This window comes from Pseudomonas sp. GM74 (assembly GCF_000282455.1).
GTDB lineage: Bacteria > Pseudomonadota > Gammaproteobacteria > Pseudomonadales > Pseudomonadaceae > Aquipseudomonas.
This window is the reverse complement of the sequence record NZ_AKJG01000163.1, coordinates 1-12,872: the sequence shown is the minus strand read 5'-3', so window position 1 is coordinate 12,872 and position 12,872 is coordinate 1. Positions and strand designations below refer to the sequence as shown.

10 protein-coding genes and 4 pseudogenes are annotated in these 12,872 nt (G+C 61.6%); 10 read left to right on the top strand and 4 right to left on the bottom strand.

Going from position 1 to position 12,872, the window contains the following annotated elements:
- The first annotated feature begins 142 nt into the window (after window positions 1–142).
- The 3 genes from speA (at window position 143) to PMI34_RS01370 (ending at window position 4,393) form a co-directional block, all read left to right on the top strand.
- Complete coding sequence (gene speA, locus PMI34_RS01360; RefSeq protein ID WP_008053934.1) at window positions 143–2,056, top strand: arginine decarboxylase; 1,914 nt, start codon at window positions 143–145, stop codon at window positions 2,054–2,056.
- A 232-nt stretch (window positions 2,057–2,288) separates the two neighbouring features.
- Complete coding sequence (locus tag PMI34_RS01365) at window positions 2,289–3,596, top strand: type VI secretion system Vgr family protein (RefSeq protein WP_008053932.1); 1,308 nt, start codon at window positions 2,289–2,291, stop codon at window positions 3,594–3,596.
- Complete coding sequence (locus tag PMI34_RS01370; RefSeq protein WP_008053930.1) at window positions 3,593–4,393, top strand: DUF4123 domain-containing protein; 801 nt, start codon at window positions 3,593–3,595, stop codon at window positions 4,391–4,393. The genes PMI34_RS01365 and PMI34_RS01370 overlap by 4 nt, the downstream gene beginning before the upstream one ends.
- Window positions 4,394–4,424: 31 nt before the next feature.
- Here PMI34_RS01370 and PMI34_RS01375 read toward each other — a convergent pair whose 3' ends face one another.
- Window positions 4,425–5,774, bottom strand: a complete 1,350-nt coding sequence (locus PMI34_RS01375; RefSeq protein WP_008053928.1) for an MATE family efflux transporter — start codon at window positions 5,772–5,774, stop codon at window positions 4,425–4,427.
- A gap of 71 nt (window positions 5,775–5,845) precedes the next feature.
- The gene (locus PMI34_RS01380; protein ID WP_008053926.1) at window positions 5,846–6,139 is read right to left on the bottom strand and encodes a hypothetical protein; all 294 of its coding nucleotides are present in this window, start codon (window positions 6,137–6,139) and stop codon (window positions 5,846–5,848) included.
- Window positions 6,140–6,416: 277 nt separating this feature from the next.
- Between PMI34_RS01380 and PMI34_RS01385 the strand changes: the two genes are divergently transcribed.
- The 5 genes and pseudogenes from PMI34_RS01385 to PMI34_RS29565 all read left to right on the top strand — a co-directional run bounded on the left by PMI34_RS01385 (window position 6,417) and on the right by PMI34_RS29565 (window position 9,417).
- Window positions 6,417–6,719 (top strand): MazG-like family protein, encoded by a 303-nt coding sequence (locus PMI34_RS01385; RefSeq protein ID WP_008053924.1) that lies wholly within the window; start codon window positions 6,417–6,419, stop codon window positions 6,717–6,719.
- The gene (locus PMI34_RS01390; RefSeq protein ID WP_008053922.1) at window positions 6,719–7,468 is read left to right on the top strand and encodes a methyltransferase domain-containing protein; all 750 of its coding nucleotides are present in this window, start codon (window positions 6,719–6,721) and stop codon (window positions 7,466–7,468) included. The genes PMI34_RS01385 and PMI34_RS01390 overlap by 1 nt, the downstream gene beginning before the upstream one ends.
- Window positions 7,469–7,480: 12 nt before the next feature.
- Window positions 7,481–8,089: a DUF4136 domain-containing protein gene (locus PMI34_RS01395; RefSeq protein WP_008053920.1), complete on the top strand. Its 609-nt coding sequence runs from the start codon at window positions 7,481–7,483 to the stop codon at window positions 8,087–8,089.
- A gap of 37 nt (window positions 8,090–8,126) precedes the next feature.
- Complete coding sequence (locus PMI34_RS01400; RefSeq protein WP_008053918.1) at window positions 8,127–8,690, top strand: DUF4136 domain-containing protein; 564 nt, start codon at window positions 8,127–8,129, stop codon at window positions 8,688–8,690.
- Window positions 8,691–8,842: 152 nt separating this feature from the next.
- Window positions 8,843–9,417: pseudogene (locus tag PMI34_RS29565) on the top strand (hypothetical protein).
- On the opposite strand, the gene PMI34_RS01415 reads toward PMI34_RS29565, so the two are convergent.
- Window positions 9,414–11,948, bottom strand: a complete 2,535-nt coding sequence (locus tag PMI34_RS01415) for a PAS domain-containing protein (RefSeq protein WP_008053915.1) — start codon at window positions 11,946–11,948, stop codon at window positions 9,414–9,416. The pseudogene PMI34_RS29565 and the gene PMI34_RS01415 sit on opposite strands and share 4 nt — an antisense overlap.
- A pseudogene (locus tag PMI34_RS01420) lies at window positions 11,945–12,169 on the bottom strand (hypothetical protein); the annotation flags it as partial. The pseudogene PMI34_RS01420 and the gene PMI34_RS01415, both read right to left, overlap by 4 nt.
- Window positions 12,170–12,336: 167 nt before the next feature.
- Between PMI34_RS01420 and PMI34_RS29595 the strand changes: the two are divergent.
- Both PMI34_RS29595 and PMI34_RS29465 read left to right on the top strand, forming a co-directional pair.
- A pseudogene (locus PMI34_RS29595) lies at window positions 12,337–12,444 on the top strand (prepilin peptidase); the annotation flags it as partial.
- A gap of 90 nt (window positions 12,445–12,534) precedes the next feature.
- Window positions 12,535–12,777: pseudogene (locus tag PMI34_RS29465) on the top strand (helix-turn-helix domain-containing protein); the annotation flags it as partial.
- Between the last annotated feature and the right edge of the window lie 95 nt (window positions 12,778–12,872).

Below are 12,872 nucleotides of genomic sequence, written 5' to 3'. Positions count from 1 at the left end.
CAGAGCCTGTTCATGACCGGTATCTAAACTCACTGCGGTCGGCGGGGTCTATTGCCTCGTTGACGAACCGTCATTTTCATTCTTTAGACTGCGCCGGCCTGAACCCAGGCGACGCACTATGACTTCTTTATAGGGGACTTCGATGTCCGTACGACGCACACGCAAAGACGATGGCAGCCAATGGACAGTTGCGGACAGCCGCAGTGTTTACGGGATTCGCCATTGGGGGGCCGGGTATTTCGCGATCAATGACGCCGGTCGCGTCGAAGTTCGTCCGAACGGTCCGAGCAGCTCGCCTATCGACCTGTTCGAGCAAGTCGACCAGCTGCGCAAAAGCGGCCTGTCCTTGCCATTGCTGGTCCGTTTCCCGGACATCCTGCAAGACCGCGTGCGTCAGCTGACCGGTGCGTTCGACGCCAACATCGAGCGTCTGGAATACCAGAGCAAGTACACAGCGCTGTACCCGATCAAGGTCAACCAGCAGGAAGCGGTGATCGAGAACATCATCGCCACCCAGAACGTTTCCATCGGCCTGGAAGCCGGCTCCAAGCCTGAGTTGCTGGCGGTGCTGGCACTGGCGCCGAAGGGCGGCACCATCGTCTGCAACGGCTACAAGGACCGCGAATTCATTCGCCTGGCGCTGATGGGCCAGAAGCTCGGCCACAACGTGTTCATCGTGATCGAGAAAGAATCCGAAGTCGGCCTGGTGATCGAAGAAGCCAACTCGCTCAAGGTCAAGCCACAGGTCGGCCTGCGAGTGCGCCTGTCGTCCCTGGCGTCGAGCAAATGGGCCGACACCGGCGGCGAGAAATCCAAGTTCGGCCTGTCGGCGGCGCAACTGCTGTCGGTGGTCGAGCGTTTCCGCGCGGCCGGCCTGGACCAGGGCATTCGCCTGCTGCACTTCCACATGGGTTCGCAGATCGCCAACCTGGCGGACTACCAGCACGGTTTCAAGGAAGCGATCCGTTATTACGGAGAGTTGCGCAACCTCGGACTGCCGGTGGACCACATCGACGTTGGCGGTGGTCTGGGCGTGGACTACGACGGCACGCACTCGCGTAACGCCAGTTCGATCAACTACGACATGGACGACTACGCCGGTGTCGTGGTCGGGATGCTCAAGGAATTCTGCGATGCGCAGAGCCTGCCGCACCCGAACATCTTCTCCGAAAGCGGCCGTTCCCTGACCGCGCACCACGCCATGCTGGTGATCCAGGTGACCGACGTCGAGAAACACAACGACGACGTGCCGCAGATCGAGAACAAGGAAGCGCTGCCGGAAACCGTGCAGTGGCTGGTGGACCTGTTGGGTCCGACCGACATCGAGATGGTTACCGAAACATACTGGCGCGCCACGCACTACATGAGCGATGTTGCCTCCCAGTACGCCGACGGCAAGCTGACCCTGGCCGAGAAAGCCCTTGCCGAACAATGCTACTTCGCCGTGTGCCGTCGCCTGCACAACTCGTTGAAGGCACGCCAGCGTTCCCACCGTCAGGTGCTGGACGAACTCAACGACAAGCTGGCCGACAAGTACATCTGCAACTTTTCGGTGTTCCAGAGCCTGCCGGACACCTGGGCCATCGACCAGGTCCTGCCGATCATCCCGCTGCACCGTCTCGACGAAGAGCCGCTGCGTCGTGCGGTACTGCAAGACCTGACCTGTGACTCCGACGGCAAGATCAACCAGTACGTCGACGAGCAGAGCATCGAGACCAGTTTGCCGGTACACGCGCTGAAAGAAGGTGAGGACTACTTGCTCGGTGTGTTCCTGGTCGGTGCCTACCAGGAAATTCTCGGCGACATGCACAACCTGTTCGGTGACACCGACTCGGTGAACATCTACCAGAACGCCGACGGCAGCGTGTACCACGCCGGTATCGAAACCCACGACACCATCGAAGACATGCTGCGCTATGTACACTTGTCGCCGGAAGAACTGATGACCCACTACCGCGACAAGTGCGCCAGTGCCCGCATCAGCGCCAGCGAGCGCACGCAGTTCCTCGATGCCTTGCGTCTGGGGCTGACCCGTTCGTCTTACCTGTCTTCCTGAGGTAAGCGTCACGCTCATCAGGTTGTCTGAAATTTTTCCTTTCGCTGAGGAAATTTCAGATGACCTGGTGCGGCAATTCTCCTGTTCCAGGCGAAATTTCCTGCATCTTCGACAACCCAACGCATTTGGTCTTCTTTTCGCGTAGGTTATTTCCTAATTTGTTGTTCGGCACTCTACTCGGCCATGTCTCTCAGCGAGAATCCCCGGCCGCCCCTCCTGTAGAGAAACGCCGATGTTCAATCCAGTCAGCGAACCTTCATTTCGTCTGGATGTAGCAGGTCTGCCCGACTCCTTAGAGGTCCTGGCCTTTACCGGCAGAGAAGCCATCAGCGAGCCGTTCGTGTTCGACCTGGAACTGCTGATCGAAGACCCGGTGCTTGACCTGGCCAGTTTGCTGTACCGCCCGGCATCGTTGCATTTCGGACCAGCCGCAAACCACGTGCACGGACAATTGCATGAACTCGTCCAGCGCGACCATGTTGCGGGACCCCGACTCTGCCACGTGCGCCTGGGGCCGAAAATAGCTTGCCTGGCCCAGCGCTTCAGCCAACGAATCTTCAGCGCCCGTTCAGTGCCGCAAATCCTCGACCAGGTGCTCAAGGAGCACGGCATTACCGGCAGGGATCGACGTCTGGAGCTAAGCGGCGAATACCCGCCCCGGGATTTTTGCACGCAATATCGAGAGTCAGACCTGCAGTTTCTCCAGCGACTGTGCGCCCGGGAAGGGCTTCACTACCACTTCGAACACCGGGCCCGCGGGCACTGTGTGGTGTTTGGGGATAACCGGCGGCATTTTCCAACCGGCGAACCTGCGGTATTGAGAAGCGAGGGCGATCGGCCGGCGGTGCGGCATTTCGAACGTCAGCGCAGCGGTGGGACAGCGGTGCAGTGCGCCGAATGCCGGACGGACCTGGCGACTATGCGCAGCGGTCGGCTGATGCCGCTGTCAGGTCATCCGGTTGCCGATTGCAATCGGCTCTGGCTGCTGACCCGCGTTGAGCATTGGGGCCGCCAGGATGCGACGACGCCTTACCACAATCAGGCCCGTGCCCTGCGCTGGCCGGCATCCATCGAGCCGCCCGGTGCGACGGTCAAACCAAGGATGCATGGCCCGCAACGGGCGTGGGTGGTCGAGGTCGATGAGCCAGGCCCCGACCCGACAAGGCCGGTACCGGTGCAATTCGACTGGCTTTATCAGGGCGAAGGGGCGACGCCCAGTCATTGCTGGCTGCCCCTGGCCAGGCAGTTGCAGGCCTCGGCCTTCTCGTCATTACGGGAAGGGACTGAACTGGTCGTGAGTTTTGTCGAGGGCGATCCCGATCAACCGCAGATAACCGGGGTGCTGCACGCACCGGCAACGATCGAGGAGACGCCCCAGCCCACCTGCGCCCATGAAGAGGGCCTGGAGCAATGGTTGCGCTCGGGGGAGCCATTGCTGATGTTGTGCCTGCTGCCCGGTGGCGGCAGCTTCAACCATTGCGCACAGGCTTTGTGCACCTGTCGTCTGGCGACGCAGCTTGGCCAGAGCTCTGGAGCATGATCGCCACACGCACGCCCGAGGCATCCCCGCAGTGGCTGTTGCTGGATGTGCCGGGGGCGCCACAGGCGGGTATCACACTTCGGCAGATGTTTGCCCAGGCCCGATGGTTCGGGCTGTTCGAAGGTACGGAGTGGCACGCGCTGCATGAACAGGGGCCGGTCCTGGTCGATCTGCGCACCTGCCCGGCACTGGCCGATTTATGCATCGTCGACGGACAACGCTGGCCCGGATTGCTGATGGTCAGCGAGGCCGGCGCTGCGTCATTGCTGGCGCATTTGCGGCGCATGCTCACGGTCACGCTTGGCCTGCACCGGGCCCTTTTGAGTTACTACAACCCAACCACGGCCAGTTATTTCTTCGATGCCTGCGATGCCGTTGAACTGAGTCGCTGGCTAGGGCCCATCCACCAGTTACGCTGGTTCGGCGGCAGTTGGGCCGACCGAGCGATGGGGTGTGAGGGCTGGCAGCGCTTGTCCAATCCGGGGTTGGGGGTCAGCCCGTTGGCCGTCGAGGAAAGCCTCAGCGCCGGGCAGCAGGGAAAATTGCAAACCTGCCTGCTGGAACAGCATGCCTGGCGCTGGAACCGATCCACTGGTGTCGATTTCCCCCGCCTGTGGACCCATGTGCAGGAAGGGCTGGCGCTAGGTTTCAGCGAGCGCCCGGTGCTCGATGGCTGGATATGGCTACGTTTGCAATATCCCGATGCCGTTCCCGTGCAACCGTTGCCAGGCGGGACTCAACAGGACCGACTCGATAGCCTGCGTCGTCTGTGGCAGAACGATCGACCTTGGCCGTGAGGTCGAAATTGATTGCCAGGGCCAGGCGCGATCAGTGAATACCGCCGACGAACCAGCCATCGTTACGGCGCAGGCGCCAGGCGATCATCCCGAGGGTCAGACTGCGCAGCAGCATGAACAACAGAAAGGTTATCCACAGGCCATGGTTGCCACCGCCTTGCAGTGCCCAGCCGAAGGGCAGCACCAGCGCCACGGTCAGCAACATGCCGTTGCGCATTTCCCGGGCGCGGGTGGCGCCAATGAACAGGCCGTCGAGCAGGTAACTCCAGACGGCAATCAGTGGCAGTACGGCGAGGTAGGGCAGGTAGATGAACGCGGTGTCGCGCACACTTTGAATGTCGGTCTGCATCTCGATGAACAGATGCCCTGCAAACAGAAACAGCGCGGCAAAGCCCAGGCTTGCCAGCAACGACCAGCCCCCCGCCACCACCAGTGAACGGCGCAGGGCATCGCGGTCACGGGCGCCAAGCGCATGTCCGCACAGGGCTTCGACAGCGTGGGCCAGGCCATCGAGGGCGTGGGCGGTCAGCAGCAAGCCATTGAGTAAAAGAGCGTTGGCCGCGACCGTGGCGTCGCCCAGTCGTGCGCCTTGCACCGTGATCAGGAAGAACACCGATTGCAGCGCCAAACTGCGGATGAAGATGTCGCGGTTGACCGCCAGCAATGGCCGCCAACTCTGCCACAGCGCCAATGCCGCCCATACGATATGCCCTGGGTAGGCGCGCAGGGCTTTGCGGGTCATCAGCAAACCGATCAGCGCACCGGTCCATTCGGCAATCACCGAGGCCCGGGCAGCACCGACCACGCCCCATTCCAGGCCGAGGACGAACCACAGGTTCAGGGCAATGTTGACCAGGTTGGTGCTCAGCAGAATCGCCAGGGGCGCCCGGGCATTCTGGGTGCCGAGAAACCAGCCGACCAGTGCATAACTGGCGAGCGCCGCCGGCAGGCCGAACAGGCGGGTGTGGAAGAATTCGCGGGTCAGTTGATCGAGCTCCGCCGACGGTTGCATGAAGTGCAACGCGACCCCGCTCAAAGGCACGCCCACCGCACCCAATATCACGGCCAGGCCGATGGCGAGCAGCAGGCCTTGCAACAGGATTTGCCGCAGGGCCGCGCCATCCCCGCGACCGGCCGCCTGGGCGGCGAACCCGGTGGAGCCCATGCGCAGAAAACCCATGGCCCAGGCGAGGAAGGTGTACAGACTGGCCCCGACCGCGACGGCGCCGAGTTGATGGGCGTGGGGCAGGTGACCGATGACGGTGCTGTCGACCAGCGCCACCAGCGGTACGGAAATGTTCGAAAGAATCATCGGCGCAGCGAGCGCCCAGACCCGGCGATGGGTAGGGCGGTCGCGCCAGTCGGCGGTCAGGTTGGACATGCAGGCTCCTTGGGGAGTCGGCATTGTAGCGGCACATCGAGAGCAAGCCGCTCCCACAGTGTCCGGTTGTGTCAGTGGATGATCCAGCTGAGCAGCCAAAGCCCCAACATCAGCCAGATGAAACCCATGATGAACGACGCATTGAGGAAGGCGCGGATCGCCGACCACAACAGTATCAGCCCGAGGATCAAGGTCACGATGCTGATGACCGAGGTATCCATGCCCAGTGCCTGGGACAGGCCTTCGACAAAATTGCTGCTGGCGTTGCTCAACAGACTGAACAGCCCGCTGAGGGCATCAACGATGAAGCGGATGATCGAGCCGAGTACCTGGCCGAGCCATTCGGAAAAACCTTCTACCTGCATGGAATGAACGTCCTGATTAAAGTGAAATGAGTCTTGGGCTGTCGATCATGCTGCCGAGTTCCCACAAGCATAGAGAGTTGCACAGTACCTGTGGGAGCGGCGGTGCGGCGATCCGACTTGCTCGCGAAGGCGTCATAACATTCAACATCAATGTTGACTGTCAGTCAGCTTTCGCGAGCAAGCCCGCTCCCACAAAAAAACAATGCCAACCGCTCAATCTTTGTCACTTGCCTTCACTCGTCATCCCCCCGAAGCTATACGCCTTCAGGAGAGCCCGATGAACCTTGTTGAACTGACCGAACGCCTGCACGCCATCCGTGACCGCAATGACTGGCGGCAATTTCACAGCCCGAAAAACCTGGCCATGGCCGCGAGTGTGGAAATGTCCGAGCTGGTGGAGATTTTCCAGTGGCTGACCGAAGACCAGTCCCGCCAGTTGTCGGCGGACAAACTCGCCCACGCCGGGCAGGAAGTCGGTGACATCGTGCTTTATCTGTTGCTGTTGTGCAGCGAACTGGGCCTGGACATGGATGCCGTGGTGCGCAGCAAACTGGCGGACAGCGAACGGAGGTTCAGCTGATGAGCGACCGTCATTTCGATCAACTGGCGACCCGTTTCGCCGAAAAAATCTACGGCGGCGCCAAAGGTGCGATCCGTCTGGCGGTGTTACAGGCCGACCTGGCCGAAATCCTGCCCGACCGCCCTCTGCGAGTGCTGGACATCGGTGCCGGCCTTGGCCACATGTCGTTGTGGCTGGCCCAGCGCGGCCATCAGGTGACCCTCGCCGAGCCCGCCGAGCCGATGCTCGAAGGCGCCCGCCAGCGTTTTGCCGAAGCCGGGCAGAGCGCCACGTTCATTCAGGCACCCTGGCAGGAACTGTTGGGGCAGCTCACCGAACCCTACGACCTGGTGCTGTGCCACGCCGTGCTGGAATGGCTGGCCGAACCCCACGCCATACTGCCGGTGCTGCATCAACTGACCAAGGCCGACGGCTGGCTGTCCCTGGCGTTCTACAACCGCGACGCGCTGATTTATCGCAACTTGCTCAAGGGCCATTTCCGCAAGATGCGCAAGAACGACATGGCCGGCGAAAAGCAGAGCCTGACCCCGCAACAGCCCCTTGATCCGCGCGAGCTGGCGGCGCAACTTGAAGGTCTGTGGCAGGTCGAAACCATGAGTGGCGTGCGGGTTTTCCACGACTACATGCCAGTGGAGTTCCAGGCCCGCGCCGAGCTGGCGGACCTGCTGGAAATGGAGCTGGCCCACCGTCGTCATCCGAGCTTTGCCGGGCTTGGGCGCTACTTGCACTGGATCTGTCGGCCTGTCTGATCGGAGCACGCAATGAAAAGTCATACAGGTGTATTGGTGTTCTGCCTGGGGCTGGCTGCCTGTCAGGGCAGCAACCCCTATGTCGCCACGTCCAACCCTTTGCCACCGGCACCGCCCCAGGCCGCCAAGACCTTTGACCGCAGCGCTTACCCGGCAGCGCCGCGTGACTATGGACGCTACCGCAGTTGGGCCTGGCTCGACGGGCATCTGCCACCGGGCACCGCCTGGGCCGACTCGGCGCAGATCGCCGAAGCGGTCAGCAATGCGCTGGATCAACGCGGCTTGCGCCCGCTGCACGACAACCGCCCGGCCGACCTGTTTGTCAGCGCCGACCTGCGGATGGAAACCCGTTTGCGCCAGGTTCAGGACGACTATTACGGCGGCGGTTATGGTGGCTACAACGGTTACGGCCCTGGATATGGCGGGTACGCCACCGTACCGGTCGTTCGTACCTATCAGGAGCAAGTCGTAGTGGTTCAGGTGGATATGTATGACGCCAGAAGCGGCCAGCCGGTGTGGAGCGCCAGCGCTGAAACCGGCAACCGGGGCAGTGAAAGCGAGCGGGCCGATGCCATACGGGAGGCTGTGGAAAAGGCAATGTCGGCGTATCCTCCTAGTTAGCTTCTGTAGATAAGAAGCATTTCGCAGGAGAACCATCATGTTCCGCCGTTTCATTCTACTGGCCATGGTCGCGCTGCTCAGTGCCTGCGCCGCCAACCAGGTCAATCATGATTTTGACGCCAGCCGCGATTTTGCTGCCTATCGCAGCTGGGCGTGGAAAGAGCCCGCCGTGCAATATCGTCCCGATGATCCACGGATCAAGAGCGACCTGACCGACCAGCGCATCCGTCAGGCGGTTGCCGATCAACTGGACCAGCGCGGTCTGCGCCCGGCCGCCGCGGGTGCCAAGGGTGACTTGAATGTGCAGACCTACCTGATTGTCGAAGAGCGGCAACAGCAGGTGACCACCAACTACGGCGGCGGGTGGGGGTACCCGTGGTATGGCTACTATGGCGCGCCCATGTATAACGAAACCCGTAATGTCAGCTACAAGGTAGCGACCATCCAGATCGACCTGCTCGATGGCAAGGACGGCAAACTGGTGTGGCGCGGCAGTGACGAACAGATACTCAGCCGCACACCGAACCCGTCGGATCGTCGTGATGCCATCCTGGAAACAGTCACGCGGATATTGGCCAACTATCCACCGCACTCAACCTGATCCACTCAATACCAACAATCATCCCTGTGGGAGCGCCGCACCGCCGCCCCCACAGGGTTTTTTATTGCCTGTGCTGGCGAGTTGCCGGCGGTCTAGGCCACCCTTGTCTACATCGCTTTTCACCAACGGGTGCGCCGGCAAAGGAGTGCGCCATGTCTCCCCGCCTGCAGTTTCGCGGCCCGGCCCGGCAACGGGGGGCGATCGGCTTGATGGCCGCTTTGACCCTGACGTTGGCTTTGGCATTCATGTTGTTGATGGTCGATATCGGCGTACAGACCTGCCAAAGGCTGCTGATCCTGCCGCCAACCTGCTACAACCATCAGCCCGGCGTTGGCGGTAGCATCGATATCATGGTCAATACCGCGGTTGCCCAAAATGCCAACATGTCCACGTCTATTCCGCGCCGGCGGCCGCCAACTTACCGGAGATCAATCAGCCACCGTTTTACTACGCCTTTACCACGACCAATATCGTCAACAGCCTGAGCACCACAGTGAGTAACCTTAGCGTGAACATGTACGGGCCGTCGGGCAGCATCGTGGGTGGCTTGGGCAGTATTTTGAGTGATGTCACGACGGCGTTGGTCAATGCGATCAATACGGTACTCAGCCCGTTACTGGATACGCTGATCAATACGTTGCTGGCGAGCCTGGGGATCGACCTGAACAAAGTCGAAGTGGGTGCCAACCTCAGTTGTCACTCGGGACGCCCATCCCTGGTGATCTAGTGCGGCAGCACAATCGGCAGTTCGATGCAGAACCGCGCACCCTCGGTGGCGTTTTGCACGCTCAGTTTGCCACCCATGTTCTCGACGATACCGTAACTCACCGACAAGCCCGTGCCCACGCCGACGGGTTTGGTGGTGAAGAGCGGCTCGAAAATCCGCTCCAGCAAGCGTGGGTCGATACCGCCGCCGTTGTCCTCGACCCACAGGCGGACCGAGTGTGTATCCCGTTCGGCGTACACCGAAATCCACGGTTTGAAATCGGGGTTGGCCTCGCGCTTGCCGAGCAATGCATCCCGGGCGTTGACCATCAGGTTGATCAGCACCTGCTCAAGCTGATCGACGTAGCCGCGTACCTGCACTTCAAACCCGGGTTCGCTGATGCGCAGATCTACGCCTTTGCCGCGCATCCCCTCGGACAACAGCGACAACGTGCCTTCGATGGCCTGGGCCGGGTTGAACGGTTGCTGCTCGATTTCCGAACGGCCGAACACCCGCATATGGTCCACCACCCGCGCGGCGCGCTGCACCTCGGTGTTGTCGCGCCCTACGGCCTGGACCTCGAGCAACCGGCCCTGTTCATCGAATACCCCGCGATCGGACCAGACCCACCAGGCGTGTTCGCGGCCGGGCAATTGCAGATTGATCTCGGCGGTGCTGACCGGAAACTCGGGGCTCAACTGGTTCAGCCGTCGGGTGAATGCCTCTCGCTGTTCTCCGGACATCCAGTCGCCCAGGTTCACCCCCGGCAATTGCTCGGGCGCCATTTCCAGATAGGTGGCCAACGGGCGGTTGCCGAAGGTCAGGGTCAGGTCCGGCTGGTAGCGGCAGATCATTGCCGGAGAATCTTCCACCAAAATCCGGTAGCGTTCTTCACTCTGCCGGACCTGTTCGGTGGCCAGGGTCGCGTCCGTGACGTCCAGCCACAGGCCCACGGCTTCCACCGGCAAGCCGAGGTCGTCGCGCAACAACTTCGCTTCATCGAGCAGCCAGTGATAGTCGCCCCGACTGTCGCGCAACCGATAGCGGGCGCGCACCGAGCCTTCACGCAGTAACTGCCGGGTGCGCTCGAAATACTGCAAGCGATCGTCGGGATGCACTCGCTCCACCAGCGCTCCGGGGGCGCAGTCGGCCAGGGTCCAGCCGAGCAGCGGCAACAGGCTGTCGCTGAAGAACACCGGTTGCAATGTGCCTTCGACATAACGCTGTACGTAAATCACCGCTGGCGAGCTGGCGATCAGATTGTCCAGGCGTGCACGGGCGGCGGCCGCGCTCTGCTCCTGGTTCTTGATGTCGCTGATGTCGAGCATGAACCCCACCAGCCGACGGTTTTTCCCCGCGCCCAGGGCCTGGCCCTGCAGGCGATACCAGATGGGGTCGGGCGCACCGTAATGGCGATACAGGCGCACGCACAGCAGCAGGGGAGTGCCTGTCTCCTGCAAGTCTTGCAGGCAGATGCGCAGCTCTTCGCGGTCGGCGGGATAAACCTGATCGAGCCAGTCCTGCATGGATAAACGCGACGTTCCAAGTTTCAGGGTAGTGGCCAGCGAAGGTGCCAACTGAACCTCGTCGCTGTCGCTCAAGACTTCCCACCAGCCGGTTCCCAGCAAGGCTTGCAGTGATTCCAGGCGTTCCAGTTGCAAATGATGCCGGTGCTCTCGCAGGCGCTCGAGCAAGGGGCTGGCCAGCGCGGCGGTGATTTGCAGCCAGTCGCGTTCCGTGATATCGGGGGCGCGTTGTTGCGCCGTGTAGAAGCCGCACAGCAACCAGGCAACCACCCCTTGTGCGTCGTGATAAGGCACGGCGAAACCATCGGTATTGCCGAACGTGCCTTGCAGGCGCGGGTGTTCGCGCGGGGTCAGGTGCTGCGGCGCCGAGCCGCTCAAACTGTCCAGCCCCGTACCCAGGCGCTGACCGTTTTGCCAAAGTTGCGGTGCATCGAGGGCCACGTAGTGCTGGTAAATTTGCCAACCCTGTTCCTGCTCATCGAGCAAGGCCAGGGCAATGCACGGAATCTGAAAACGCTGGGCCAGGCTTTGCAGTTGTTCGGCCAGCATCTCGGGCAGGCGAGTCAGGCTGCTCAGGTGTAACTGTCCGGCGATCTGCAGTGCCAGCACCTGGCATTGCTCGCGGTTGCGCGATTGCCGGCGTTCGAGCAGCAAGTCGCTGATGTCCAGCATCTGCAACAGCCAGGCATCGGCCAAGGGTTGCACCCAGCCGCGCAAATGCAGCGGCGGACCGTTGAGGCTGTAGAAGTCCAGGTCCAGGGTTTGTCCCTGCCAGTCCGCCGGCGAGCCTTCGATGGCGAGACTGCTGTGGGGCAACAGGAAGTCGAGCAGGTGCGGTGCCTGTGCGCCGGGGGGCTGCTGGGCAAGCAAGTGCCGCAGCGGACCGCTCAATTGAACGACACGCCCCTCGGCATTGAGCTGCATCTGCAAGCCGAAGCTGTGCACCCGCAGTGCCTCCGGCGGCTCCGGTGGGGGCGGCGGGTGGCGGTGGAGCAGGCGCCCGAACAATTTGTCCCCGGCACTCAAAATTGCAGGCTCGCACTGGCTGTGAGAGTCGCCGGCAGGTTCGGCACCTGACCGATGCCGGGCAGGTTCAGGAACGGGATGACAGCGCTGATTTTATTGGTGGGGTAGGTGATGCGAACTGTCAGCAACCCGCCCACGTAAGTAACGGTGGCGTCAGTGGCGACATTGAAATTCAGGGCCGGCGCAATCCAGCCCGTTTGCGAGGTCAACTCCGTCGTGGCGCGGGCGATCAGCGCGGCGGCGTCTTTTTGTTTGTGGGGGAGGCTGGCTTTCATGAGTGCGTCTACCCTGACCAACACTGAGTAATGTCAGCATAGAATCATTCAGCTAAAACGGACGTTTTTTACCGAATGCAGAGCTTTGTCCTATTGATCTGGCTGGCGCTGCCTTGGCCCTGGCGTGGCTGCTGTGGAGCGGTACGACCTGGCTGGGGGCCGAGGCGCAGCAGGGTGGCTGGGCTTTTTTGTTGGCCCTGGGTTTCACACTACCGGGCTACGCCATGAAGCGAATGGGCGGCGGGGACGTGAAGCTCATGGCCGCCCTGGGTCTTGCGACGGACGCGGGTGACCGGGGTGTCGCTGATACTGATGCGGTGGAGGTTCCGGCGATTTTCAATCAGCTGTCTCCGCGGCAGCTGGAAGTGGCGCGGCTGGTGGGCAAGGGGCAGACCAATTATCAGATTGCCTGTGAGTTGGGGATTACCGAGAACACGGTGAAGCTGTATGTGTCGCAGGTGTTGCGGTTGGCGCATATGCATAATCGGACGCAGTTGGCGTTGGCTTTGTCGCCCAGCAGTTCCGGGGGGCGGCAGCGGGTTACGGCGCACTGAGGCTTGGCGGCCTCTGGGCCGACCATGCTGGTGGTTTGAGTTGAGTACATATCCATTCCTGCGGTAACGGCGGCTTACGGTTCCGCTCTTACAGC